We start from the raw sequence: 25,267 nt of genomic DNA, 5'->3' as shown, positions 1-25,267 counted from the left end.
CCCTGGGAACGCCCGACGCCATGCCCGTTCACCGCAGGGGCCCCACTGATACCGGATTCGTGATCAGCGGATCCAGGGCCAGTCCGCGTCCCGGCCCGCTTCCAGCAGCGGCACCATGCGGAACGCGGCGTCCGAAAGACCCCCGAAGGTGTGGCGCATCCCATCGCCCGAAGGGGCATGTCCGACCCGGTACCCGGCCAGGTTCCAGGTGTAGACGGGCACGGTGGCGGGCACCGCCGCGGTGGCGTCCGCGGCGTACGAGAACGACGCCTGCTCGTCGGTGACGATCAGCACCCGGTCATGGCCCCGGTAGTGCCGGCGCACCGCCGCCTCGGTGTTGGTGCCGCCGAGGTCGCCGAAGCGCTCCAGGACCTTCAGCACGGATTCGCTCCGGCGATATGTCACCGGTGCGCTGTCCGTCCCGAATTGCACCAGATCGGCATCGGCTGCCCGCAGTGCCAGCGCCGTGCCGAAGATCGCGGCCGCGTCGGCCCGGTTGAGCTGCGAGCGGTCCGAGAGCGGCGACCACATCGAGCCCGAGCGGTCGACCAGGACCAGCGTCCGCCCCGGCAGGGCGGGCACGTTGTCCAGCGAGTGGCCGAGCGCCTGCTCCAGCGGGTGGGCCCAGCGCAGCGAGGGCGCGTGCTGGTAGGCGGCGAGGTAGCGGAACGGGAACTGCTGGGACGCGGCGACCTCGGCCGGGTCGCAGATCCGCTCCGCCACCCGCGCGGCGACCTCGTCCGAGACGCCCGCCTCGTCGAAGTTGCGCAGATTGCGGATGAGCGCCATCGCGCCCATCGACGGGATCATCGCCTCCCAGGCGGTGGCGTCCATCGGCCCCTGCAGCCAGCCCGCCAGGGCCTCCCAGGTCATGCCCGCGGCGGCCAGCCGGTCCGCCCCGCCGGCGCTCTCGACCACGGCCCGGCGCTCCCCGACGGGCAGCTCCATCAGCGCGCGGTGAGCGTTCAGGACCCGGTCCGAGACCGGCACCACGGCCGCCTCGGGGTGATGGCGGCGGTCGAGGGCGTACCGGAACAGCTCGCCCTGCCACGGCTTCTGCGGGTCGGGCGAGGCGTGCACCAGGTTCAGGATGTCGCCGAAGCGGTAGCCCTTGGACACGGTGTCGTACTTCAGCAGCGACCTGCCGTTGTAGAGCCGGCGCACGGCATCGGCGATGCCGCGCTTGACCGGCTTGGGCACGGCCCGGCCGTAGCGGGAGGTCCAGTACCCGAGGAGTTCCCCGGGCTCGTCGGCGCGCAGCAGGACGGAGTCGACGACCTGGCGGTTGGTCGGCCCGTCCTCGGCGCCCGCGTCCAGCCGCGCCTTCACGTACTCGGCGGCGCCGACGATCGAGGCGGTACGCATCCGGCCGTCGCGGCGCAGCCAGTGCAGCAGGCCGGCGGTCCACTCGGGATCGCCCACGGCGAGCACCCGCACCAGTTCGGCGAAGCGCTCGTCGCGCTGCTCGCCGTCCTCGTAGAAAGTCTGCTGCGAAACGAAATTGGCGACCGCGAGCAGGAAGAGTTCGGAGCGGTTGTCGCGCAGATGTCCCCGGCCGCCCTGGTGGGTCGGCGCGGTGCGCCCGGTCGTCCGTACGGGCGAGGTGGCGCGGGGCCTGGTGGTGCGGGTGTTGAAGCGTGCCATGAGAATTCCCCCGAATTCACTGGGGGAAGGCACAGCGGAGAAGGGTGCCCGAGATCAAAGTCGGCGACGGGCTCACTGATGCTCTACCAGCTGAGCTACCGGCCGTGGCCGGGCGGGACTCGAACCCGCAACCCTCAGTTCAATGGAAGTATCCGTCGCCTGCGCACCGGGCACCCCCCGGCGTCTGTGCCTCCCGAGATCAGAGTCGGCGGCGGCGGGTTCGTGAGAGGAAGTAGCCGCAGCCTGCGCACCGGGAGGTGCGATGCAGTCGTGCTGATGAAGTTGTGGTGCCCAGAGTTCAAGGTCGGCGGAACCGACGAAGGTGCTCTGCCGACTGAGCTACACCGGAACGGATCCGGTGGCGGGACTCGAACCCGCGACATCCCCATTAACAGTGGAAGTAGGTCCTGCCTGCGCACCTGGGCACGGACAGGACTCTAGAGGGATGCCCGGCCGGCGCGCGAGGCAATTACGCGCGCCGGCCGGAAGGGGCGCCGGTGAAGAGTCTCCGGCGCCAGGACGCCCTTGCCGGAGATCCGGCGACGGTCCGTCAGCGGCGGTTCGGCTGGCGCTTCCACGGGCCGGTGATGGCGACCATGATGCCCGGCGTCTGGATGTTGGCGTACAGCGTCCTGCCGTCGGGCGAGAACGTGACGCCGGTGAACTCGCTGTACTCCGGCTCCTCCTCGCTGCCGATGTTCAGGTCGTTGCGCGCGATGGGGTAGGTGCGGCCGCTCTCGGTCGCGCCGAAGAGGTGCTGGACGCCTTCGCCGTCCTCGGCGATGACCAGGCCGCCGTACGGCGAGACGGTGATGTTGTCCGGGCCGTCGAACGCGCCGTCCTTCGACGGATCGGCGTTCACGCCGAGGAGCACCTTCAGCGTCAGGGTGCGGCGCTTGGGGTCGTAGAACCAGACCTGGCCGTCGTGCTGGACCGGGCTCTCGGAGCGGGCGAACGAGGAGACGATGTAGGCGCCGCCGTCGCCCCACCACATGCCTTCGAGCTTGCGGGCCCGGGTGACCTCACCGTCCGCGAACTGCTTGCGCACCGAGACGGACTTGGCGTCACGGTCGGGCACGTCGACCCAGTCCACGCCGTACACCGTGCCGGTCTTCGTGGCGCGGGACAGGTCGTCGACGAACTTGCCGTTGCTGTCGAAGCACTTGGTGGCCTGGAGGACACCGGCGTCGTCGGCGAGCGTGCGCAGCTTGCCGCGGCCGTGCCGGAAGCCGTGCGGCGGGACCCAGCGGTAGAGCAGCCCGTTGGGGCCCGAGGCGTCCTCGGTCAGGTAGGCGTGGCCCTGCTTGGGGTCGATGACGACGGCCTCGTGGGCGTACCGGCCGAACGCCTTGATCGGGCGCGGGTCGCGGTTGGCGCGCCGGTCGTACGGGTCGACCTCGAAGACGTAGCCGTGGTCCTTGAGCAGGCCGTTCTTGCCGGCCTTGTCCTCGGTCTCCTCGCAGGTGAGCCAGGTGCCCCACGGGGTGGCGCCACCGGCGCAGTTGGTGGAGGTACCGGCGATGCCGACCCACTCGGCGGTACGGCCGTCGCGGCGGGTCTCCACGACGGTGCAGCCGCCGGCCGCGACCGGGTCGTAGACGAGGCCCTCGGTGAGCGGCACCGGGTGCTCCCAGCCGGCCCGGGTACCGCTGAGCTCGTGGTTGTTGACGAGCAGGGTGACGCCGCGCGGGCCCTCGAAGGTGGCCGTGCCGTCGTGGTTGGAGGGAGTGAACTCGCCGCTCTCCAGCTTGGTGACCCCGCAGTGGGTGATGACCTGGTACGAGAAGCCGGCGGGGAGCGCGAGTATGCCCTCGGGGTCGGCGACCAGCGGCCCGTAGCCGGGCTCGCGGTCGTGGCCGTGGCCGTGGTCGTGGCCGTCGTGGCCGTGCTGCGGGTCCCCGGCGGCGAGGGCGCCCGGCGCGGTGGCCAGTGCGGCGACGGTACCGGTCAGCGCGATGCCTGCACCGGTGAGGGCGGACTGCTTGGTGAATTCCCTGCGCGTGATGGGCATCACGTACTCCTGGGGCAACTGGGCGGGTTGTTGGCGCGCCCACAGTCGCGCCCTTGCGCCAACGCCAGTTGAACTGCGGGCGACGCCGAGGGGCATCCTTCCTGTGCAGTTGGCCTGAAGGGATGTCCCGAAGTCGCCGTCCGCCCCGGACCCGGCCGCTCGTGCCGCCCGTGCCGCACCCGGCCGAGTCCGGTCCCCCGCCCCATGCCGTACCCGGCCGGAGGTGTCAGGCCCCCTTGCGCGACCGGGCCTTGAACGCCGCCTTGCGGGCCTCCTTGGCCTTCTTCTTGTCGCTGTGCAGCCGCCCCATCGCTTCGAGGACGTCGGCGGTCGCCGGGTGCACCACCCGCCACGCCTCGTCGAAGAAGCCGCTGTGCTGACCCGCCAGGCCCTCGACCAGGCCCTGGAGCTCGTCCAGGTCTCCGTCGGTCTCCAGCTGGGCCGCGATCGTGTCGATGGCGAGCCAGAAGATCATCGGCTCCGGCGGCGCGGGGACGTCGGCGGCGCCCAGTTCCGCGAGCCAGACCCGGGCGAGGCCGCCCAGCTCGGGGTCGTCCAGCACCGCGCGCACCGCGGGCTCCGCCTCCGGGCCGACCAGGGCGAGGGCCTGCTGGCAGTGCAGCCGGCGCAGCGGTGCCTGCTGGTCCGTGCCGCGGGACGCCGCCAGGAGTTCGGCCGCCGCGCCGTCCGCGCCGCCGCGCCGCGCGAGCCACAGCTCGACCTCGCTGCGGGCCGCCGCCTCGGGGTAGTACGCGACCCCGCCGAGCAGCGCGTCGGCGCCCTTGTCCGCGAAGTCGCCGATCGCCGGGGCGTCCACCCCGGCCTCCAGCATCCGGCTCCGCAGACCGTAGAGGCCGAGGGGGGTCAGCTTCACCATTCCGTACCGGGTGACGTCCTCGTCGTCGGCCGGCGGGGCGGTGTCCTCGCCCTCCTCGACCAGCAACGCCTCGTCCACCGGGCGGTACTCGACGATGCCGATGGGTTCGAGGACCCGGAACTGGTCGTCCAGGCGCATCATCGCCTCGGACACCTGCTCAAGGATGTCGTCGGTGGGTTCGCCCATGTCGTCGGGGACGATCACCGACGCGGCGAGGGCGGGCAGCGGTACGGGGACCGGGTCCGTGCCGCCGTGGCCGTCCCCGACGGTGAGCAGGTACAGATTGCCGAGGACCCCGTCGAGGAACTCCGCCTCGATCTCCGGGTCCCAGTCCAGGGATTCGAAGTCGATCGAGCCGTCCTCGCCGACGAGATCGGCGAGGTCGTCGAAGACGGGCGCGGTGGCGTCGGCGTGGACGGCCTCCAGACCGTCGAGCCAGATCGACAGGACGTCCTTCGGCGAACCACCGGTGACGAGCGCCAGGGCCTCACCGGCGGTCGCGGTCCCCTCCGCGTCGGGTCCGGCGTCCTCGCCGGGGTCCTCGACGTCGACGAGCCCCGCGTCGACCGCGAGCCGCCACGCCTCGCTCGCCTCCGCCGCCCCGTCCTCGTCGGCCGCCAGGCCGATGTGCTCGGCCGCCGCGGGCAGTTGGGCGTCGACGAGCTCGCCACCGGCGCCGACCCGGGTCTCCGGGCCCGCCCAGCGGGCGAGCCGGACGGCGCGGGCGAGCAGCGGCGCGGCGAGCGCGTCCCGAGCCAGCTCGGCCTCGGTGCGCAGCCGTACGGGCGGCAGGGTGGGGCGCTCTGCGGACATCTGGTGGTTCTCCTCGGGGACGTACGGATCGGGCGTACCGGGCGTGCGGAACGGCGTTCCGGGCGTGCGGACCGGCGTACCGGACGTACGGACCGGGCATGCTGCACGTACGGATCGGGCGGCCCAAGCGTAGACGCATTTCGCCCCATGCCGCCCGGTTCATGCGACGGACAGCGGCAGTACACCCGGCAGACCTTGACAACCCCCTTGCGCACACAAGAGATTGACGCGCGTAGATCTCCGTCCCGACCCTCGATACCCCCGGAGCCCGTGATGCCTGCCGCATCGTCCAGAACCACCGCTGTCTCCGCCGTAGTCACCGCCGCCCTCGCCGCCGGACTGCTCACCGGCGCCGCGACCACCTCCGCGTCCGCCACCACCGCCGACCTGCCCGTGGACGGCCAGGTCCGGATCCACGACATCCAGGGGTCCACCCGGATATCCCCGCTCGTCGGCCAGCAGGTCGCCGACGTGGCGGGCATCGTCACGGGTGTGCGGACGTACGGTACGAAGGGCTTCTGGTTCCAGGACCCGGCCCCCGACGCCGACCCCGCCACCAGCGAGGGCGTCTTCGTCTACACCGGCTCCGCGCCCACCGTCGCGGTCGGTGACGCGGTCACCGTCTCCGGCACGGTCACCGAGTACGTCCCGGGCGGCCTCGACTCCGGCAACCAGTCGCTGACCGAGATCAGCAGGCCCACCGTCACGGTGGTCTCCTCCGGCAACGCCCTGCCCGCGCCGGTGCGCGTCTCGGAGCGCTCGGTCCCCTCCCGGTACACCCCCGCGGGCGACCCCGCCGCCGGCGGCTCCATCAACGCGCTGCCCCTGCGGCCGTCCCGCTACGCCCTCGACTACTACGAGTCGGTCGAAGGCATGAACATCAGCGTCGGCACCTCGCGGGTGGTCGGCGCCACCGACGCGCACGCCGAGCTGTGGGTGACGGTGAAGCCGCGCGAGAACGACGCCCGCCGCGGCGGCACCGTCTACGGCTCGTACGGCTCGCAGAACACCGGCCGGCTCCAGATCCAGTCGCTGGTGCCGCTGGCCCAGCAGCCCTTCCCCAAGGCCGACGTGGGCGATGTGCTGACCGGCACGACCGAGGGCCCGCTCGACTTCAACCAGTACGGCGGCTACACGCTGACCGCCCGCACCATGGGCACCGTCACCGGTGAGGGCCTGCGCCGGGAGACCACCCGCGAGCAGCGCGACGGCGAGCTGGCCGTGGCGACGTACAACGTCGAGAACCTCGACCCCGGCGACCCGCAGGAGAAGTTCGACGCGCTCGCCGCCGCGGTCGTCGACAACCTCGCCTCGCCCGACATCGTGGCGCTGGAGGAGATCCAGGACAACAACGGCGCGAAGAGCGACGGCACGGTCGCCGCCGATGCGACGGTGAAGAAGTTCACCGACGCGATCGTGGCGGCGGGCGGCCCGGCGTACGACTGGCGCTCCATCGACCCGCAGGACAAGAAGGACGGCGGCGAGCCCGGCGGCAACATCCGTCAGGTGTTCCTCTTCAACCCGGAGCGGGTCTCGTTCACCGACCGGGCCGGCGGCGACGCGACGACGGCGACCGAGGTCGCCCGGGAGCGGGGCCGCGCCGCCCTGACCCTCTCCCCCGGCCGGATCGACCCGGCGAACCCGGCGTGGGAGAACAGCCGCAAGCCGCTCGTCGGTGAGTTCGGCTTCCGCGGCCGTACGGTCTTCGTCGTCGCCAACCATTTCGCGTCGAAGGGCGGCGACGAGTCGATCTTCTCGGAGCACCAGCCGCCGTCCCGTTCCTCGGAGGTCCAGCGGCACGCGCAGGGCGCGGTGGTCAACACCTTCGTCAAGAAGCTGCTGAGCGTCCAGAAGAACGCGGACGTCCTGGTCGTCGGTGACATCAACGACTTCGAGTTCTCCGGCACGGCCGAGGCGCTGACCGCCGGGGGCGCGCTGTACCCGGCGATCAAGTCCCTGCCGCGCTCGGAGCGTTACAGCTACGTCTACCAGGGCAACAGCCAGGTTCTCGACCAGATCCTGACCAGCCCGTCGATCGACGACTTCCAGTACGACAGCGTGCACATCAACGCCGAGTTCGCCGATCAGAACAGCGACCACGACCCGCAGGTGCTCCGCTTCCGCCCGTAGCGGCCCTACGCGCCCGCGCTCGGCCGGATGCTGAGCGCGGGCGTGTACCGGTGGACCCCGCCGCCGCTCACCCCCGGGTACGACCGCACCCGTTCCCACTGCGGCGTGCCCGACCCGATCCCGGCCCCGGGCGCGGCCAGCGCGTCGATGTGGGCGGCCGCGCTCTCCCATTCGGCGTAGTTGAGCACCCGGGTCCCGTCGGTGCTCACATGGAAGTGCCCGGAGATGCCGCCCGGGGCGGGCGCCGGGTCGGTGCCCAGTGCCTCGAACACGGTGTCCACCCAGTCCCGTTGCCGCGCCTTGTCCGCACCGTCGAACTCCACGTCGACGATCACGACGCAGCCCGGCTCCCGGCCGTCGCCCTCCCGGGGCGGCGTGGAACGGTAGAGCTCCAGGGTGTGCAGCCCGAGCCGCCGGATGTCCGGCACGGCGGCGTCGATGTCCGCGTTGCGCTCGTCCCTGCCGTGCCGGAAGAAGTCCTGGTACGCCTGTTCACCACTCCACTGGCTGTAGTGGAAGAGGGTCCTGCCGTCCTCACCGGCGTGGACGGTGTACGAAAGAAGTCCCGGATGCGGCCAGTCCCGGCTCTCCCACGCCTCGCGGATGGCCTCGACCGTCCGCCGCATGCGTTCCGGGGTGCCGGTGTCCCAGGTGCTCGCCTTGACGAGTCCTGCGTCGTTACGGGCAAGATCGGGACCGGATTCGAATCGCACGCTCATGACGGGACCTTTCTGGCGGGCGCACCGGGGTGGCACGCCGTTGCGGACCACCCTGATACGTCAAGTCCGCTTGAGGTCAACAGCACGCCCCGTCGACACCGTCGGACCCACCGACAGCACAACGAACGGAGTACCCCATGGCACCGCACCTTCGGACGATCGGCCGCGAGGAGCATCTGGCGTTCGTCGCGAGCCGGCCGGCCGTGAGCCATATGCAGGTTCCGTCGTGGGGCGACGTGAAGCCCGACTGGCGTGCGGAGAGCATCGGCTGGTTCGACCGCGACGGCGCGGGCCGGGAGCGGATCGTCGGGGCCGGGCTCGTGCTGTACCGGCCGATCCCCCGGGTGAAGCGCTATCTGGCCTATCTGCCGGAGGGCCCGGTCATCGACTGGCACGACGGCGGTCTGCGTGAGTGGCTGGATCCGATGCTGGCGCATCTGAAGGCGCAGGGCGCGTTCTCGGTGCGGATGGGTCCGCCGGTGGTCGCCCGGCGCTGGGACGCCCGGACGGTGAAGGACGCCATCGCCGACCCGGCCGCCGGCCGGCTGCGCGACGTGGAGCCGGACGCGCGGGAGCCGCGGGCCGACGAGGTGGTGAAGCAGCTGAGCGGGCTGGGCTGGCGGCGCGGCGAGGAGGAGAGCGAGGACGGTTTCAGCGCGGGGCAGCCCCGGTACGTCTTCCAGGTCCCGTTCGCCGGACTGTCCCTGGAGGAGATCCGGGGCAATCTGAACCAGCAGTGGCGGCGCAACATCAAGAAGGCGGAGAAGGCGGGCGTCAAGGTCGTCGAGGGCGACTACGAGGACCTCCCGGCCTTCTACGAGCTGTACCGCGAGACGGCCGGGCGCGACCGCTTCATCCCCCGTCCGCTCGGCTACTTCCAGCGGATGTGGACCGCGCTGCGGGCCGAGGACCCCGACCGGATGCGGCTCTACCTCGCCCGGTACGAGGGCGAGACGCTCTCCGCCGCGACGATGCTGACCGTCGGGAACCACGTCTGGTACTCCTACGGCGCCTCGACCGGCCGGCTGCGCGAGGTCCAGCCCAGCAACGCCATCCAGTGGCGCATGATGAGCGACGCGCACGAGCGGGGCGCGGCCGTCTACGACCTGCGCGGCATCACCGACACCCTGGACGAGAGCAACCATCTGGTGGGCCTGCTGCGCTTCAAGGTCGGTACCGGCGGCCGGGCCGCCGAGTACATCGGCGAGTGGGACTACCCGCTCAACAAGGTGCTCCACAAGGCGTTCAGCCTCTACATGGCGCGCCGCTGACCTTGCCGGGCCGGTGGGCCGGGCGCCGGGTGCTCCGGCGCCCGTGCCAGACTCCGGAGCATGATCCTGCGCACCGCCACCCGCGCCGACCTGCCCGCCGTCCTCGCCCTGCTCGCCGACGAGGAACAGGTCGTCGATCCGGCCTCGGTCGTGGTCGACGACGCGTACGAGCGGGCCTTCGCCGCCATCGGGAGCGACCCGCGCAACGAGATGCTGGTGCTGGTGGACGGCGACACCGTGCTGGGCTGTGCGCAGGCGACGTACATACCGGGGCTGGGCCGGGGCGGCGCGGAGCGGGTGCTGATCGAGGCGGTACGGGTCAGGGCCGACCGGCGGGGCGGCGGGCTGGGCCGGGAGCTGATGGAGCAGGTGGTGGACCGGGCCCGGCTGCGCGGGTGCGGACTGGTGCAGCTGACCAGCGGCAAGCGGCGCGCGGACGCGCACCGGTTCTACGAGTCGCTGGGCTTCGCCCGCAGCCACGAGGGCTTCAAGCTCGCCCTGTGAGCCGAGGCATCAGCGCCACGCGGTCATGTTGAGCTCGTCGAGCAGCCGTACGTCGCTGCCCTTGAGCGGGAAGGTGCGCCCCTCCAGTCCGGGCGCCGGGGCGATCTCCAGGGCGTCGCCCTCGATGAGGTCGCCGCCGGTCGGGGTGGAGACCCAGGCCAGGAGCGAGCGCACGGTCCGGCCCGGCTTCAGCATGACCTCCTTCGGCCCGTGGTCGGTGCCCATGTAGGAGGAGCCGGGGTTCACCGGGACGGGCAGCGGGTCGCCGGCCTCGTCCAGGGCCCGGACGGACGGGTAGCCGTGGACCCGGTACGGCTTGCTGCCGCAGTTGGTGAGGGTGAGTCCGACGGCCCGGTGGCCGAGCGCCGCCTCCACCTCGCCCATGCCGACGACGACCCCGGAGGACGGGCAGCCGGCCGGGACGGTGGGTGTGGGCGCGGGCCCCTGCGCGCCCGGCCGGCCTGAGACCTCGACGGAGACGCTGGGGAACGGCGTCGGCAGCTCGTCGGCGTGCACCCGGTACGGATCGCTGGGCGTCGGCTCCGGCTCGCCCTCGCCCGCCGGCACGAGGAACCCGGCGCATCCGGAGAGCGTCAGGCCCAGCACCCCGGCCAGCAGCCCGGCCGCCAGCGGCCGTCTCCCGGTCCCCGCCCACGTCAGTCCTCGCATGCTCACGCACCCACCCCGGTATCGGCCTGCCGTACAGTCGTTCGATCATGCCAGACCCGTGGGCGCGGACCCGCGACTGTTCAGCGCTGCTTGCCGTTCACCCCAAGCAGATCTAAGTGGACCTTCACGGTCGGCTCGTCCGACACTTCGGGGATGACCGCATCAGTGACCCCCTTCGGCCGTGCGCTCTGCGCGATGATCACGCCGTTCACCGACTCCGGCGAGCTGGACCCGGACGCGGCCGGGAAGCATGCCGCCGCCCTGGTCGCCGACGGCTGCGACGGGCTGGTGCTCAGCGGCACCACCGGCGAGTCCCCGACCACCACCGACGCCGAGAAGACCGCGCTGCTGCGGGCGGTCCGGGCGGCGGTCGGCGACGGTGTGCCGATCGTCGCCGGGGTCGGCAGCGCGGACACCCGGCATACGGTCTCCCTCGCCCGGCAGGCCGAAGAGGCGGGCGCGGACGGCCTGTTGGTGGTGACGCCGTACTACAGCAGGCCGCCGCAGCCCGCCGTCGAGGCGCACTTCCGGCGCGTCGCCGACGCGAGTGGCCTTCCGCTGATGCTGTACGACATCCCCGGCCGCACCGGCACCCGCATCGAGCCGGAGACCCTGCTGCGGCTCGCGGAGCACCCGCGCATCGTGGCCGTGAAGGACTGCGCGTACGACCTGCTGGGGTCCACGAAGGTGATCGGCGCGACCTCGCTGGCGTACTACTCGGGCTGCGAGGAGCTGAATCTGCCGTTGTACGCGGTGGGCGCGGCGGGCTATGTCAGCACCGTCGCCAATGTGGCGCCCCGTGCGCTGCGGGCGGTCCTGGACGCGTTCGACGCCGGGGACACCGCGCGGGCCGCCCGGCTCAACCGCCTGGTCCTCCCGCTCACCGAGGCGATGATGGCCTCCGGGCTGCCCGGCACGGTCACCGCGAAGGCGCTGCTCGACGCCGGACCGGTCCGTGAACCGCTGCAGCCCGCCGGGCGCGGGGCGACCGACGGGCTGCGGAGGGCTTACGGGGAACTGCTCGCCGCCATGGACTAGTTGTGGCTGTGCAGGATGTCGTTGAGGCCGTCCCAGACCGCGTTGTTCGGGCGGGCCTCGACGGCGCCGGTGACCGAGTTGCGGCGGAAGAGGATGTGCGAGGCGCCGGAGAGCTCACGGGCCTTGACGATCTGGCCGTCCGGCAGCGTGATGCGGGTGCCGGCCGTGACGTAGAGCCCGGCCTCGACGACGCACTCGTCGCCGAGCGCGATTCCGACGCCGGCCTCGGCGCCGATCAGGCAGCGCTCACCGATGACGATGCGCTCCTTGCCGCCGCCGGAGAGGGTGCCCATGGTGGAGGCGCCGCCGCCGATGTCGGAGCCGTTGCCGACGACGACACCGGCGGAGATGCGGCCCTCGACCATCGAGGTGCCGAGGGTGCCCGCGTTGAAGTTGACGAAGCCCTCGTGCATGACGGTCGTACCGGCGGCGAGGTGCGCACCGAGCCTGACCCGGTCGGCGTCGGCGATCCGGACGCCCTTCGGCGCGACGTAGTCCGTCATCCGGGGGAACTTGTCGACCGAGGTGACCTGGAGGTGCAGGCCCTCGGCGCGGGCGTTCAGCCGCACCCGCTCCACGTCGTCGACGGCGACCGGGCCGAGCGAGGTCCAGGCGACGTTGGCCAGGAGGCCGAAGAGCCCGTCCAGGTTCTGGCCGTGCGGCTGGACGAGGCGGTGCGAGAGGAGGTGCAGGCGCAGGTACGCGTCGTGGGCGTCCAGCGGCTTGTCGTCGAGCGTGGCGATGACCGTACGTACGGCGACGACCTCGACACCGCGGCGGGCGTCCACGCCGATGGCCTTGCCGGCGCCCTCGCCGAGGAGGTTGACGGCCTGGTCGGGGGTGAGCCGCTCGGTTCCGGCCGGGCCCGGCTCGGCGGTGAGTTCGGGGGCGGGGAACCAGGTGTCGAGAACGGAACCGTCGCCGGCGATGGTGGCGAGGCCGGCGGCGACGGCGCCGGTGGTGCGAGCAGGAGTCGTGTCGGTCATGACACGAAACCTAACCGGCGAGGCACCACCGGGGCCAACCGGTCTCGCCGGATGGGCAGGTCCGGCCCGGGAACCCGGACCTGCCAGGTCAGCCGGGCCGTGTCTGCCGTTCGGGCACCGGTACTGCGGCCGCCTCGCGCACCGGTCCCCGCAGCCGCCGCGCCGCCAGCACCGCCGCCCCCGCGCCGCAGGCCAGCACCGCGCAGGCGGGCCAGAGCAGTCCGGGCGCGTGGGCGTAGAGCGCACCGCCGAGCGGCGGCGCCAGTACCTGGCCGCTGATGGAGGCGCCCGCGTACAGGCTCTGGAAGCGGCCCTGTGCGTGGTCCGGGGCCTGGTCGGCGACGTAGGCCGTCGCGGTGGTCTTGTAGAGGATCTCGCCGGCGGTCAGTGACGCCATCATGGTGACGGCGAACAGCGCCCCGGCGCCGGGGATCAGCACCGCGTAGCCGAGACCCACCAGCAGCAGCCCGGTGCCCACGATGGACAGCGGCGCCCGGCGGCGCAGCACGTGGGCGGCGGGGAGTTCCAGCAGCAGGATGATGCCGCCGTTGACGGCCAGCAACCAGCCGTAGAACTGGTCGCCGTGGCCGTGTTCGGCGAGGAAGACGGGCAGGGTCGAGTACTGCTGCCGGTAGACGAGGTCGACGCAGAGGATCGCGGCGAGCAGGACCAGCAAGGCGGGCCTGGCCCGCAGCTCCCGCCACAGGCCCGGCGCACCGGGGTCACGTTCCGGCCGGGCGTGCGCGGCGGCGTGCGCGGGGAGCACCGCCGCCGCGTACCCGGCGAAGAGCAGGGTCCCCAGGCCGTCGGCGACGAACAGCCAGCCGTACGAGAAGTGGGCGGCGATCAGCGCGCCGAGCGGCGGGCCGACGGCGAACGAGGCGTTGCCCGCGGCCCGTACCAGGGCGAAGCTCTGGCGCCTGCCGCCCGCGGGGACCGAGACCGCGACGAGCGCGGCGTTGGCGGCGCGCACCACGCCCGCCGCGTACTGCGCGAGCGGCAGCACCCCGTACATCGCCGCGACCGGGAGGACCGGCAGGGCGGCCAGCGCCGCGCCGCTGACCAGGGCACCGGTCAGCAGCATCCGGCGGTGGCCGTAGTGGTCGCCGAACCAGCCGCCGGTGAAGTTCCCCGCGACCAGGCCGATGCCGCCGATGCCCGCGACGACTCCGGCCTGCGGGACGCTCAGTCCGCGCGGGCCGGTCAGATAGACGAAGAGGTAGATGAAGGTGAAGCTGACGACCCCGTTGAGGAAGGAACCGAAGGCCAGCAGCCGCACGGTGCGCGGCACGTCCCGCACGACCCCGGAAAAGCTCATCCCCAGCACCCTCCCCAGTAAGTTCTTTTTGGGAACTGACTATGGCATCGTGGTTTCCTGCAGGTCAATCCAGTGAGCGGCGAATACGGGAGACAGACGGAGGAGCCGATGCCCCAGCGCACCAGCCTGGCCGACGCCGACTGCGCGATCGCCCAGGCGCTCGACGTCGTGGGCGACTGGTGGACCCTGCTGATCGTGCGGGACACGGCGCGCGGGGTGCACCGCTTCGACGCGCTCCAGCAGGAGCTGGGCGTGTCCCGCAAGGTGCTGACCGAGCGGCTGCGGCTGCTGGTCGACGCGGGGGTGCTCTCCCGGGAGCCGTACCAGGACCGGCCGCCCCGGTACGAGTACCGCCTCACCCCGCGTGGACGCGCGCTGCTGCCCGTGCTGATCGCGCTCCAGGACTGGGGCGACACCTGGGTACTGGGAGAAGGGGAAGTGATGGCGACGACCGCGGAGGCCTCGAAGGAGGCGGCCCGGGTGCACGCCCTGGTGGGCACCCGCCTGCCCGAGCTGCGGCTGCTGGACCTCGACGGCGCGCCACGCGACCCGGTCGCCGGCACCCCGTACACCGTCCTGTACTTCTTCCCCGGCGCCTACTCGCGCCGGGACGCCTATCCGCCGGGCTGGGCCGAGATCCCGGGCGCGAGCGGCTGCACGCTCGAATCGTGCACGTACCGCGACCAGTTGGCCGAGTTCACCGCGGCGGGCGCGACCGTACAGGGGGTCTCCACCCAGCGCCCGGACGAGCAGCGGGCCTTCGCGGACGCGGAACGGCTGCGGTTCCCGCTGCTGTCCGACGCGGAGCTGGAGCTGACGGCGGCGCTGCGCCTGCCCACCTTCCGCGCGGGCGGCATCAGCCGGCTGAAGCGGCTGACGCTCGTGGTGGACCGCGACCGCACGGTCCGCGAGGCGCTGTATCCGATCACCGACATCGAGGCGAGCGTCCGGGCGGCCCTGGCGGCGGTACGGAACGGGGGCCCGTCCGGCGCGTGAGGGATGCGCGGGGACGGCGGAGCCGTCAGCCGGCGATCCGCCGCAGCATCTCCCGCGCGTACGCCTCGTCGTACTCGCCGCCGGTGAGCAGCACCTGCAGGCAGATCCCGTCCATCAGCGCGATCAGCGCCCGCGCGGTGGCCGGATCGGTGCGCCGGGACAGCAGCTCGGCGGTGTTGTCCGTCCACTCGGCGGCGACGGGCCGCAGCGCGGGCCTGCGGAGCGCGGCGAGATACAGCTCGTACTCCAGCTCGGCCCGCCCGCGCCCGCCGGAGAAGTACTCCCCCAGCAGCCGGGCCAGCTCCTCGGCGAGGTCGCCCGCCGGATCGGCCAGCGCCTCGCTCTCCCGCATGACCTCGGCGAAGTTCTCGTTCGACCGGCGCAGCGCGGCGGTCAACAGCTCGTCCAGCGAGGCGAAGTGATACGTCGTCGAGCCGAGCGGCACATCGGCCTCGGCGGCGACGGAGCGGTGGCTCAGCCCCGCGATGCCCTTGGCGCCGACCACCCTGATCGCGGCATCGATGATGCGGTCGCGCCGCTCGGGGTCGTAGCGGCGCACCATCAGTGGGCCCCGCCCAGGTTCAGCACCACCACTCCGGCGATCACCAGCGCTATGCCCGCCAGTTTGACCGGGCTGCCGGACTCGCCCATGAAGAGGATGCCGATGGCGGCGACCGCCGCGGTGCCGATCCCGGCCCAGATCGCGTAGGCGGTGCCCACCGACAGCGTCTTCAGCGTCCGGGCGAGCAGCCCGAAGGCCACGAGGTATCCCACGACGGTGATCAGCGAGGGCCAGAGCCGGGTGAAGCCCTCGCTGTACTTCATGGCCGTCGTGCCGGCCACCTCCGCCGCGATCGCCGCGGCCAGCAGTCCGTATCCCATGTGTACGAGTGTACGCATCGCTGCCCGAACGACGGTACGAGCGCTTTCGGCCAGCGGGGACGCTACGGTGTCCCGACCAGCACACCGGACAACGACACATGACGGAGCAGCAGTGGCGCAGGACGCAGGGTGGGGCGGCGGAGCACCGTACGGAGGGCCCCCGGGTCCGCCGGGATGGGGCGGCTGGATGCCACCGCCGAAGCCCGGGGCGATACCGCTGGCGCCCCTGAAGCTCGGGGACATACTCGGCGGCGCCTTCAGCACGATGGGGCGCTACTGGAAGCAGCTGTTCGGCATCGGCGCGGCCGTGTACGGCGGGGCCGTGGTGATCGTGGCCGCCACGGCCCTGATCGGGTACTCCGCGGTCAGCGACCACCTGCGCACGGTCATCTCGCTCAGCGCCGAGGAGGACCCGACGTCCTCCGACATGGTGCCGATCGTGATCGCCTTCGGTGTCGTCTGGCTGGTCGCCATGATCGCCTTCGCGGTCGGTACGGCCATGATGTACGCGACCGTGCCCGCGATCCTGCAGGAGGCGGTGCTGGGCAGGCCGACCACCTTCTCCTTCATCTGGCGCCGGGCCTGGGCCCGCGTGCCGGCGGTGTTCGGAACGGTGGTCCTGACCTTCCTGGTCGCGATGGTCCCGATGGTGCTCATGGTGGTCGGCTTCTTCGCGTTGATCATCGGCTCCATCACGCTGGAGTACGGGGGCAACCTGGCGCTGTGGACCGCGCTCGGCTTCCTGGGCGCCCTGGCCACCGCCCCGCTCGCGATCTGGCTCTGGGTGAAGTTCTGCCTGGCGCCCTCGGCCGTGGTGTTCGAGGGCCAGTCCCCGGTGGCCGCCCTGCGCCGCTCCTCGCAGCTGGTGCGCGGCGACTGGTGGCGGATCTTCGGGATCACCCTGCTGGCCATCGGCATGGCCTACGTCGCGAGCTACCTCGTCCAGATCCCGTTCTCGTTCCTCGGCATGTTCACCGGCATCCTCGGCGGATCGACCCTGAACGAGAACCCGAACCCGGCCGCGATCGCCTTCGCCATGAGCGGCTACCTGGTGATCGTGGCGCTCGGGCAGCTGATCGGCCAGTTCATCGCGGCGACGTTCCCGCAGCTGGTGACCGGACTGCTCTACGTCGACCGGCGCATGCGCACCGAGAACCTGGGCCCGGCCCTGGCCGAGGCGGCGGCCGCCGCACCGCCGCCGCCGTACGGGCCGTAGGACCGCGCCCGGGGCCCGCCCGTCCGGTCCGTCAGCCGCCGACGGTGAACCGGACGGCGCGGGACTTCTTCCACTCGGCGTGGTCGAGATCCTTCGCCTCCGTGCCGTCCCCGTACAGGTCGGCCGAACCGGCATCGGTGATCAGCTGTGTCCGGGCGCCCGGAACGGTGAGGTCGGGAACGTCCACGACGGCCTCCCAGCCGCCCGCGTCGGCGGTCGGCAGATCGGCCCGCTTGACCGGGGCGTGCGAGGCGATCCCGTCCCAGGCATAGAGGGCGTACGGGTCGGAGTTGTCGTCGGCCGCCCAGGAACCGGCCACGATCAGGTACTGGTCGGCGGCGTTCTTGCGGATGTCCCGGATGCTGAGCCCGCCGAGGTCCAGCTCGATCGGCGCGCCCATGACCGCCTTCGCCCCGCTGCCGGCCACCTCGTCGAAGTTGGTGACGGGCACGATCAGGGCCTTGCCGCCCGCCTTCGGCGGGACCAACGGCGCCCGGAAGCCGAGGTACGCGGTGGTCGTCGAGCCGGGCGCGAACTCCAGGCCCTCGATGTTGAACCCGTCGATCTGCTTGGGCGCTTCACCGTCCGCCGTCCCCGCGGCGAAGCCGAGCCGGTTGCCGTTGGCCTTGTCCCACGCGACGAGATCGTCCCGGAGCTTCCCGTACTCGCCGCCCACCGTCAGCTCGGTGGCCGCGCCCGAGCCGGTCACCGTCGTGGTGAAGACGGTGTTGCGATCGGACTTGTACTCGCCGTCCTTGTTGTTGCCGAGCGAGCCGGTCCAGTAGATGGTGTCGCCGACCCGGGCCGCGCCCTCGATGTCGACCTCCTTGTCCGCCCCGAGCTCCGGGCCGACGTCCCAGCTCTTCACGGGCGCGCCGGACGCGGAACGGTCGTACAGGCGCAGCGTGTTGGACTCGTCGTCGGCCACGACCAGGTACCCGCCACCGACGTCGACGGCCGCCGAGGCGTCCGAGGAGCCGGTGAGGTAGCAGGTGTCGGCGGCGTTGTGCACGGCGGCGGAGGCGGCGTAGTGCAGCGTCCTGGTGGCGGTCTTCCCGCCGAGTCCGGTGACCTTGATCGTGAGGTCGGTGTAGCCGCGGCCGTGCGCGGCGACGGAGAGCTGCCGGGTGGCACCCGTACCGGTCACGGTCACGTCCCCGGTCCCGGCGACGGACGGCTTGGAGCTGGCGGACGCGGCCACGCCGAGCGCGCTCGCGTCGGCCCCGCTCTGCGCGACGGTGACAGTGACCACGGGGTCGCCGCTCGCACCGACGGCACCGGAGAGGTAGGAGGCCGAGAAAGAGATCGTCGGAGTTCCGTAACTCGCGGCGTGTGCGGGGGCGTTGATCCCCAGCGCGGCCAGCAGGAGCACTCCGCCCGCGGCGGCCATCCTGCGGTCGGGGAGCGAGAACTGATGCAGCACGGCATGCCTCTCGTCGGCGTGGTGTCGCGGGTAGGTTCCGCTACCCGTGCCGACGGGGGACACACCTCAGGAGTACGGCAGGTGAAACAACGACGAAAAACGGCCCCCGGCGCGAAGCCGGGGGCCGTTCGTCGTCGGCAAGGGGCTCAGACGTTGAAGCCCAGGGCACGCAGCTGCTCGCGCCCGTCGTCCGTGATCTTGTCCGGGCCCCACGGGGGCATCCAGACCCAGTTGATCCGCAGTTCGTTGACGATGCCCTCGGTCGCGGACTTCGCCTGGTCCTCGATGACATCGGTCAGCGGGCAGGCCGCGGACGTCAGCGTCATGTCGAGGGTGGCGATGTTGGCGTCGTCGATGTGGATGCCGTAGATCAGGCCCAGGTTGACGACGTCGATGCCCAGCTCGGGGTCGACGACGTCGTACAGCGCCTCACGGACCTCCTCCTCGGAGGCCGGCTTCGTCGTCAGAGTCTCGTTGTTGCTCATGCCGTCTTCCCTTCGGACAGCGCTTTGGCCGTCGCGTCCTTCCACGCCATCCAGCTCAGCAGCGCGCACTTCACCCGGGCCGGGTACTTCGAGACGCCGGCGAACGCGACCGCGTCCTCCAGCACCTCCTCCATCGCGTCGTCCGGCTCCAGCTGGCCCTTCGACTGCATCAGCTCCAGGAAGGTCTCCTGGATCTTCTGCGCCTGGCCCAGCTCCTTGCCGACCAGCAGATCGTTCAGCACGGAGGCGCTGGCCTGGCTGATGGAGCAGCCCTGACCCTCGTACGACACATCGGCGATGGTCTCGCCGTCGTACTTCACCCGGAGAGTGATCTCGTCGCCACACGTCGGGTTGACGTGGTGCACCTCGGCGTCGCCGTCCCGCAGGCCGCGCCCGTGGGGGTGCTTGTAGTGGTCCAGGATCACTTCCTGGTACATGGAATCAAGCTTCACCAGTCAACCCTCAGCCGCTCGCCCATTATCCGAAAAAGTTCCGTACGTGCTCCAGACCGTCCACCAGGGCGTCGACCTCGGCGGGCGTGGAGTACAGATAGAACGACGCTCGCGTGGTCGCAGGAATTCCGTACCGCAGGCAGACCGGCCGTGCGCAGTGGTGTCCGACCCGGACCGCGATGCCCTGCTCGTCGAGCACCTGGCCCACGTCGTGCGGGTGGATGTCGCCGAGCGTGAAGGAGATCGTGGCGCCGCGGTCCTCGGCCGTCGCCGGACCGATGATCCTGAGGTCCGGGACCTCCAGGAGCCGCTTCACCGCGTACTCGGTGATCGCGTGCTCGTGCCGGTAGATGTTCTCCATGCCGATCGCCGAGAGGTAGTCCACGGCCGCGCCGAGGCCGACGGCCTGGGCGATCGGGGGCGTACCGGCCTCGAACTTGTGCGGCGCGGGGGCGTACGTCGACGAGTGCATCGACACGGTCTCGATCATCTCGCCGCCGCCGAGGAACGGCGGCAGGTCCTCCAGGAGCTCCTGCCGTCCCCAGAGCACGCCGATGCCGGTCGGGCCGACCATCTTGTGACCGGTGAAGGCCACGAAGTCGGCCTGCAGCGCCTGCACGTCCAGCACCATGTGCGGGGCGGCCTGCGAGGCGTCGATGCAGACCAGCGCGCCGACCTGCTGGGCCCGGCGGATGATCTTCTCGACCGGGTTGATGGTGCCCATGATGTTGGAGACCAGGGTGAAGGAGACGATCTTCGTCTTCTCCGTGATGATCTCCTCGATGTTGGACAGGTCGAGGCGGCCGTCGTCGGTGATGCCGAACCACTTCAGCTTCGCGCCCGTGCGCTGCGAGAGCAGCTGCCACGGCACGATGTTGGAGTGGTGCTCCATCTCCGTGGTGACGATCTCGGTGTCGTGGTCCACCCGGTAGGGCTCGTCGGCCCAGCCGAGCATGTTGGCCACGAGGTTGAGCGACTCGGAGGCGTTCTTGGTGAAGATCACCTCGTCGCGGCTGGGTGCGTTGATGAACGCGGCGACCTTGTCACGGGCGCCTTCGTACAGCGCCGTGGCCTCCTCCGCGATCGTGTACACACCGCGGTGCACATTGGCGTTGTGCCGCTCGTAGTACTCGTTGAGGGCGTCGAGCACCTGGCGCGGCTTCTGCGAGGTCGCAGCGCTGTCCAGGTAAACGATCTTCTTCCCGTCATGGACCGTACGATCCAGCAGGGGGAAGTCCTTGCGGATCGCCTCGGTGTCGAGGAGGCCCGGCAGCTGTGTCACGCGGAAGCGCCACCCTTCACATATGCCTCGTAGCCCTCGTTCTCCAGCTTGTCGGCGAGCTCGGCGCCGCCGGACTCGGCAATGCGGCCGTTGGCGAAGACGTGCACGAAGTCGGGCTTGATGTAGCGGAGGATCCGCGTGTAGTGCGTGATCAGCAGGGTGCCGACCTCGCCGGTCTCGCGGACCCGGTTGACGCCCTCGGAGACGATGCGCAGGGCGTCGACGTCCAGACCGGAGTCGGTCTCGTCGAGGATCGCGACCTTCGGCTTGAGGAGCTCCAGCTGGAGGATCTCGTGGCGCTTCTTCTCACCGCCGGAGAAGCCCTCGTTGACGTTGCGCTCGGCGAACGCCGGGTCCATCTGGAGCCGGCCCATCGTCTCCTTGACCTCCTTCACCCAGGTACGCAGCTTGGGCGCCTCGCCGCGGACGGCGGTGGCGGAGGTGCGCAGGAAGTTGGAGACCGAGACACCGGGGATCTCGACGGGGTACTGCATCGCGAGGAACAGGCCGGCGCGGGCCCGCTCGTCGACGGTCATCTCCAGGACGTCCTCGCCGTCCAGGGTCACCGAACCGCTGGTGATCGTGTACTTGGGGTGACCCGCGAGGGAGTACGCGAGGGTGGACTTGCCGGACCCGTTGGGGCCCATGATGGCGTGGGTCTCGCCCTGCTTCACGGTCAGGTCGACGCCCTTGAGGATCTCCTTCGTGGCGTTGTCGGCCTCGACGGAGACGTGCAGGTCGCGGATTTCAAGCGTTGCCATGGGTGACTCAGGACTCCTGGGTGACGGAGACGAGCACATCGTCCCCTTCGATCTTGACGGGGTATACGGGGACGGGGCGCGTCGCGGGAAGGCCGGACGGCTTGCCGGTGCGCAGGTCGAAGCTGGAGCCGTGCAGCCAGCACTCGATCGAGCAGTCCTCGACCTCGCCCTCGGACAGGGACACGTTCGCGTGCGAGCAGATGTCGTTGATCGCGAACACCTCGCCCTCGGTACGGACGACGGACACCGGGACGCCGTCGAGCTCCACCCGCTTGGGGGTGTCGTCCTCCAGCTCACTCAGCGCACAGACTTTGACGAAGGCCATCAGACGGAAGCCTTCAGCTCGGCCTCGATCTTCTCCAGCAGCCGCGCCTCGACGTCCGGCAGACCGATCTGCTGGACGAGCTCGGCGAAGAAGCCGCGCACGACGAGCCGGCGGGCCTCCTCGGCGTCGATGCCCCGGGACATCAGGTAGAAGAGCTGCTCGTCGTCGAAGCGGCCGGTCGCCGAGGCGTGGCCGGCGCCGACGATCTCGCCGGTCTCGATCTCCAGGTTCGGCACGGAGTCGACCCGCGCGCCGTCCGTGAGGACGAGGTTGCGGTTCATCTCGTAGGTGTCGGTGCCCTCGGCCGCGGCCTGGATGAGCACGTCACCGATCCACACGGCGTGGGCGCCGTCGCCCTGGAGCGCGCCCTTGTAGGCGGCGTTGGACTTGCAGTGCGGGGTGTTGTGGTCGACCAGGAGGCGGTGCTCCTGGTGCTGGCCCTTGTCGGTGAAGTACAGACCGAAGAGCTCGGCCTCGCCGCCGGTGCCCGCGTAGTTGACGCGCGGGTGGAGACGGACGAGGTCACCGCCGAAGGTGACGACGATCGACTTGAACGAGGCGTCCCGGCCGACCAGCGCGTTGTGCTGGCCGACGTGGACCGCGGTCTCGTCCCAGTCCTGCACGGAGACGACGGTGAGCTTCGCGCCGTCACCGAGGACGTAGTCCACGTTGGCGGCGAGCACCGCGTCACCGGTGTGGTCGATGACGACGACGGCCTCGGCGAAGGCGCCCAGCTCGACGACCTGGTGGCCGTAGGCCACGCCGCCCTCGCCGTGCACCGCGATGCGGATCGGCTCGGTGAGCACGGCCTCCTTGGCGACCGTGACGACGGACGCCTGCTCGAAGGACGTGTACGCCTGGGCGGCGACACGGTCCACGGGGGTGCCGGCCCTGCCGAGCCGGGAGTCGTCACGGCCGACGGTCTCGACGGTGACGCCCTCGGGGGCCTCGATCGCCACCTTCACACCGCCGCCGGTGGCGACGGCCGTGCCGTCGTGCAGCCCGCGCAGCCGCTCCAGCGGCGTGAACCGCCACTCCTCCTCGCGGCCGTGCGGGACCGGGAAGTCCGCGACGTCGAAGGACGGGGGGGCGCTCATGCGCGTGGCGACGGTCGACTCGGCGGCCACCGCGATGGATCCGGTGGTGGTGGAGCCCGCCGGGATGTTCTGAGCCTCAGCCATGGCTGTCGTAGTGCTCGCTTTCTCTGTCGGAATCGGGGGTCGGTCGTCGGGCCTGCTAGCCGACCGAACCCTCCATCTGCAGCTCGATCAGCCGGTTGAGTTCAAGGGCGTACTCCATCGGCAGCTCCTTCGCGATCGGCTCGACGAAGCCGCGCACGATCATCGCCATCGCCTCGAACTCCGTCAGACCGCGGCTCATCAGGTAGAAGAGCTGGTCCTCGGAGACCTTGGAGACGGTCGCCTCGTGACCCATCGACACGTCGTCCTCGCGGACGTCGACGTACGGGTAGGTGTCGGAGCGCGAGATCGTGTCGACCAGCAGCGCGTCGCAGAGCACGTTGGACTTCGCGCCCGGCGCGCCCTCGCCGATCTCGATCAGACCGCGGTAGGAGGTACGGCCGCCGCCTCGCGCCACCGACTTGGAGACGATGTTGGAGGAGGTGTTCGGTGCCATGTGGACCATCTTGGCGCCGGCGTCCTGGTGCTGGCCCTCGCCCGCGAAGGCGATGGACAGGGTCTCGCCCTTGGCGTGCTCGCCCATCAGGTAGACGGCCGGGTACTTCATGGTGACCTTGGAGCCGATGTTGCCGTCGACCCACTCCATGGTCGCGCCCTCGTAGGCCACGGCGCGCTTGGTGACCAGGTTGTAGACGTTGTTCGACCAGTTCTGGATCGTCGTGTAGCGGCAGCGGCCGCCCTTCTTCACGATGATCTCGACGACCGCGGAGTGCAGCGAGTCGGAGGAGTAGATCGGGGCGGTGCAGCCCTCGACGTAGTGGACGTAGGCGTCCTCGTCGACGATGATCAGCGTCCGCTCGAACTGGCCCATGTTCTCCGTGTTGATACGGAAGTAGGCCTGGAGCGGGATGTCGACGTGGACACCCTTGGGCACGTAGATGAACGAGCCGCCGGACCACACGGCCGAGTTCAGCGAGGCGAACTTGTTGTCGCCGACCGGGATGACGGTGCCGAAGTACTCCTTGAAGAGCTCCGGGTGCTCCTTCAGCGCGGTGTCGGTGTCCAGGAAGATGACGCCCTGCTCCTCCAGGTCCTCACGGATCTGGTGGTAGACGACCTCGGACTCGTACTGCGCGGCGACACCGGCGACCAGGCGCTGCTTCTCCGCCTCCGGGATGCCGAGCTTGTCGTAGGTGTTCTTGATGTCCTCGGGCAGGTCCTCCCAGGACTCCGCCTGCTTCTCCGTGGACCGCACGAAGTACTTGATGTTGTCGAAGTCGATGCCCGACAGGTCCGAGCCCCAGTTCGGCATGGGCTTCTTGTCGAAGAGGCGCAGGCCCTTGAGGCGCAGCTTCAGCATCCACTCGGGCTCGTTCTTCTTCGCCGAGATGTCGCGGACGACCTCCTCGGAGAGCCCGCGCTTGGCGGCGGCACCCGCCGCGTCGGAGTCGGCCCAGCCGAATTCGTACGTACCCAGACCCTCGAGCTCAGGGTGGGCAGTCTCCGTAGGGAGCGTCATGCGGGGTTCCTCCCGGCCGTGCTTGCAGATGCTGAATTGGTGGTCTGTGGTGCTGGGTGGCCGCTGCGCGGAATGTACGTCGTGCACACGCCGTCGCCGTGGGCGATGGTGGCCAGACGCTGCACATGCGTCCCGAGGAGGCTGGAGAAGATCTCCGTCTCCGCCTCGCACAGCTGCGGGTACTGCTCGGCGACATGGGCGACCGGGCAGTGGTGCTGGCACAGCTGCTCGCCCTGCTGCGGACCGGGCGCGCTACGCGCCGTAGCAGCGTACCCGTCGACGGACAGGGCCTTGGCCAGCGCTTCGGTGCGGGCCTCGGGGTCCGCGGCCTCGACCGCCGTACGGTACGCCTCGGACTGGGCCTCGATCCTGGCGCGGGCGAAAGCGGCCACCGCTTCCTCGCCCGCGGTCTCGGCGATCCAGCGCAGGGCGTCCGCCGCGAGCTGGTCGTAGGACTGGTCGAAGGCGTCCCGGCCGCAGTCGGTGAGGGCGAACACCTTGGCCGGGCGGCCACGGGTCCGCGCCCCGTAGACCCGCTGCTCACGGGCCTCCACGACGCTGTCGGTGACGAGGGCGTCGAGATGGCGGCGGACCGCGGCCTGGGTGAGGCCGAGGCGCTTCGCCAGATCGGCGACGGTGGACGGGCCGTGGTCCAGGATGGAGCGCGCGACCCGGTTGCGCGTCGAGCGCTCTCCGGTCGCGAGTTCCTCCTGCGGAGCCTCGCCAACGTATTTCACAACGCCATTGTTGCGTAATTCATCCGGCCCTGACAACCACGGTCCGGAACGATCTACGGTGCCGTTCATC

General features: G+C 71.0%; 24 protein-coding genes and 1 tRNA gene. 6 read left to right on the top strand and 19 right to left on the bottom strand.

What is annotated here, in order from left to right; translation table 11 throughout:
• Positions 1-63: 63 nt before the first annotated feature.
• The 4 genes from ACFYY1_RS05520 to ACFYY1_RS05505 all read right to left on the bottom strand — a co-directional run bounded on the left by ACFYY1_RS05520 (position 64) and on the right by ACFYY1_RS05505 (position 5,345).
• A complete protein-coding gene (locus tag ACFYY1_RS05520; RefSeq protein WP_388581139.1) occupies positions 64-1,644 on the bottom strand; it encodes a TROVE domain-containing protein in 1,581 nt (526 codons plus the stop codon).
• Between the two features lie 353 nt (positions 1,645-1,997).
• Positions 1,998-2,067: transfer RNA gene (locus ACFYY1_RS05515), tRNA-Asn, on the bottom strand.
• A gap of 127 nt (positions 2,068-2,194) precedes the next feature.
• Positions 2,195-3,655: an alkaline phosphatase PhoX gene (locus tag ACFYY1_RS05510; RefSeq protein WP_388581136.1), complete on the bottom strand. Its 1,461-nt coding sequence runs from the start codon at positions 3,653-3,655 to the stop codon at positions 2,195-2,197.
• A gap of 226 nt (positions 3,656-3,881) precedes the next feature.
• A complete protein-coding gene (locus tag ACFYY1_RS05505; RefSeq protein ID WP_388581134.1) occupies positions 3,882-5,345 on the bottom strand; it encodes a hypothetical protein in 1,464 nt (487 codons plus the stop codon).
• A gap of 273 nt (positions 5,346-5,618) precedes the next feature.
• Between ACFYY1_RS05505 and ACFYY1_RS05500 the strand changes: the two genes are divergently transcribed.
• Positions 5,619-7,475: an endonuclease/exonuclease/phosphatase family protein gene (locus ACFYY1_RS05500; RefSeq protein ID WP_388581131.1), complete on the top strand. Its 1,857-nt coding sequence runs from the start codon at positions 5,619-5,621 to the stop codon at positions 7,473-7,475.
• A 5-nt stretch (positions 7,476-7,480) separates the two neighbouring features.
• On the opposite strand, the gene ACFYY1_RS05495 is transcribed toward ACFYY1_RS05500, so the two are convergent.
• On the bottom strand, positions 7,481-8,194 hold the full coding sequence (locus ACFYY1_RS05495; RefSeq protein ID WP_388581128.1) for an antibiotic biosynthesis monooxygenase: 714 nt from the start codon (positions 8,192-8,194) through the stop codon (positions 7,481-7,483).
• 137 nt (positions 8,195-8,331) lie between these two features.
• Between ACFYY1_RS05495 and ACFYY1_RS05490 the strand changes: the two genes are divergently transcribed.
• Positions 8,332-9,465 (top strand): lipid II:glycine glycyltransferase FemX, encoded by a 1,134-nt coding sequence (locus ACFYY1_RS05490; protein WP_388581125.1) that lies wholly within the window; start codon positions 8,332-8,334, stop codon positions 9,463-9,465.
• Between the two features lie 60 nt (positions 9,466-9,525).
• Positions 9,526-9,969, top strand: coding sequence for a GNAT family N-acetyltransferase (locus ACFYY1_RS05485; RefSeq protein WP_388581122.1), 444 nt, complete (start codon positions 9,526-9,528; stop codon positions 9,967-9,969).
• 9 nt (positions 9,970-9,978) lie between these two features.
• On the opposite strand, the gene ACFYY1_RS05480 is transcribed toward ACFYY1_RS05485, so the two are convergent.
• Positions 9,979-10,638, bottom strand: a complete 660-nt coding sequence (locus ACFYY1_RS05480; protein WP_388581119.1) for a DUF4232 domain-containing protein — start codon at positions 10,636-10,638, stop codon at positions 9,979-9,981.
• Between the two features lie 153 nt (positions 10,639-10,791).
• On the opposite strand from ACFYY1_RS05480, the gene dapA reads away from it, so the two are divergent.
• Positions 10,792-11,676 carry a 4-hydroxy-tetrahydrodipicolinate synthase gene (gene dapA, locus ACFYY1_RS05475; RefSeq protein WP_388581116.1) on the top strand — a complete coding sequence of 295 codons (885 nt, stop codon included), beginning with the start codon at positions 10,792-10,794 and terminating at the stop codon, positions 11,674-11,676.
• Here dapA and dapD read toward each other — a convergent pair.
• Together dapD and ACFYY1_RS05465 are read right to left on the bottom strand one after the other, a co-directional pair.
• On the bottom strand, positions 11,673-12,662 hold the full coding sequence (gene dapD / locus ACFYY1_RS05470) for a 2,3,4,5-tetrahydropyridine-2,6-dicarboxylate N-succinyltransferase (RefSeq protein WP_388581113.1): 990 nt from the start codon (positions 12,660-12,662) through the stop codon (positions 11,673-11,675). The genes dapA and dapD overlap by 4 nt on opposite strands.
• Positions 12,663-12,750: 88 nt before the next feature.
• Positions 12,751-13,980, bottom strand: a complete 1,230-nt coding sequence (locus tag ACFYY1_RS05465; protein ID WP_388581110.1) for an MFS transporter — start codon at positions 13,978-13,980, stop codon at positions 12,751-12,753.
• Positions 13,981-14,088: 108 nt separating this feature from the next.
• Here ACFYY1_RS05465 and ACFYY1_RS05460 point away from each other — a divergent pair, with 108 nt between their 5' ends.
• A complete protein-coding gene (locus ACFYY1_RS05460; RefSeq protein ID WP_388581107.1) occupies positions 14,089-14,976 on the top strand; it encodes a winged helix-turn-helix transcriptional regulator in 888 nt (295 codons plus the stop codon).
• 25 nt (positions 14,977-15,001) lie between these two features.
• Here the strand turns inward: ACFYY1_RS05460 and ACFYY1_RS05455 are convergent, their stop codons facing one another.
• Both ACFYY1_RS05455 and ACFYY1_RS05450 read right to left on the bottom strand, forming a co-directional pair.
• The gene (locus ACFYY1_RS05455) at positions 15,002-15,538 is read right to left on the bottom strand and encodes a TetR/AcrR family transcriptional regulator (protein WP_388581104.1); all 537 of its coding nucleotides are present in this window, start codon (positions 15,536-15,538) and stop codon (positions 15,002-15,004) included.
• Positions 15,538-15,858: a DMT family transporter gene (locus ACFYY1_RS05450; protein ID WP_388581530.1), complete on the bottom strand. Its 321-nt coding sequence runs from the start codon at positions 15,856-15,858 to the stop codon at positions 15,538-15,540. The genes ACFYY1_RS05455 and ACFYY1_RS05450 overlap by 1 nt, the downstream gene beginning before the upstream one ends.
• A 187-nt stretch (positions 15,859-16,045) precedes the next feature.
• On the opposite strand from ACFYY1_RS05450, the gene ACFYY1_RS05445 reads away from it, so the two are divergent.
• On the top strand, positions 16,046-17,074 hold the full coding sequence (locus ACFYY1_RS05445) for a hypothetical protein (RefSeq protein WP_388581101.1): 1,029 nt from the start codon (positions 16,046-16,048) through the stop codon (positions 17,072-17,074).
• 31 nt (positions 17,075-17,105) lie between these two features.
• Here ACFYY1_RS05445 and ACFYY1_RS05440 read toward each other — a convergent pair whose 3' ends face one another.
• From ACFYY1_RS05440 to ACFYY1_RS05400, 9 genes are all read right to left on the bottom strand, one after another.
• Positions 17,106-18,497, bottom strand: coding sequence for a hypothetical protein (locus tag ACFYY1_RS05440; protein ID WP_388581099.1), 1,392 nt, complete (start codon positions 18,495-18,497; stop codon positions 17,106-17,108).
• Between the two features lie 146 nt (positions 18,498-18,643).
• Positions 18,644-18,982 (bottom strand): metal-sulfur cluster assembly factor, encoded by a 339-nt coding sequence (locus ACFYY1_RS05435; protein ID WP_388581096.1) that lies wholly within the window; start codon positions 18,980-18,982, stop codon positions 18,644-18,646.
• On the bottom strand, positions 18,979-19,434 hold the full coding sequence (gene sufU, locus ACFYY1_RS05430) for a Fe-S cluster assembly sulfur transfer protein SufU (protein ID WP_072483050.1): 456 nt from the start codon (positions 19,432-19,434) through the stop codon (positions 18,979-18,981). The genes ACFYY1_RS05435 and sufU overlap by 4 nt, the downstream gene beginning before the upstream one ends.
• A gap of 25 nt (positions 19,435-19,459) precedes the next feature.
• Positions 19,460-20,716, bottom strand: a complete 1,257-nt coding sequence (locus ACFYY1_RS05425) for a cysteine desulfurase (protein WP_351255300.1) — start codon at positions 20,714-20,716, stop codon at positions 19,460-19,462.
• Positions 20,713-21,477 carry a Fe-S cluster assembly ATPase SufC gene (gene sufC, locus ACFYY1_RS05420; RefSeq protein WP_266736468.1) on the bottom strand — a complete coding sequence of 255 codons (765 nt, stop codon included), beginning with the start codon at positions 21,475-21,477 and terminating at the stop codon, positions 20,713-20,715. The genes ACFYY1_RS05425 and sufC overlap by 4 nt, the downstream gene beginning before the upstream one ends.
• Before the next feature lie 7 nt (positions 21,478-21,484).
• Complete coding sequence (locus ACFYY1_RS05415; RefSeq protein WP_388581091.1) at positions 21,485-21,802, bottom strand: bifunctional 3-phenylpropionate/cinnamic acid dioxygenase ferredoxin subunit; 318 nt, start codon at positions 21,800-21,802, stop codon at positions 21,485-21,487.
• Positions 21,802-22,983: a Fe-S cluster assembly protein SufD gene (gene sufD / locus ACFYY1_RS05410; protein ID WP_388581088.1), complete on the bottom strand. Its 1,182-nt coding sequence runs from the start codon at positions 22,981-22,983 to the stop codon at positions 21,802-21,804. The genes ACFYY1_RS05415 and sufD overlap by 1 nt, the downstream gene beginning before the upstream one ends.
• A gap of 55 nt (positions 22,984-23,038) precedes the next feature.
• Complete coding sequence (gene sufB, locus ACFYY1_RS05405) at positions 23,039-24,460, bottom strand: Fe-S cluster assembly protein SufB (RefSeq protein ID WP_266736472.1); 1,422 nt, start codon at positions 24,458-24,460, stop codon at positions 23,039-23,041.
• Positions 24,457-25,197 (bottom strand): helix-turn-helix transcriptional regulator, encoded by a 741-nt coding sequence (locus ACFYY1_RS05400; RefSeq protein ID WP_388581084.1) that lies wholly within the window; start codon positions 25,195-25,197, stop codon positions 24,457-24,459. The genes sufB and ACFYY1_RS05400 overlap by 4 nt, the downstream gene beginning before the upstream one ends.
• Positions 25,198-25,267 lie beyond the last annotated feature (70 nt).

Source organism: Streptomyces sp. NPDC001890 (assembly GCF_042891445.1).
GTDB lineage: Bacteria > Actinomycetota > Actinomycetes > Streptomycetales > Streptomycetaceae > Streptomyces.
This window is presented reverse-complemented; position numbering and strand designations above follow the sequence as displayed.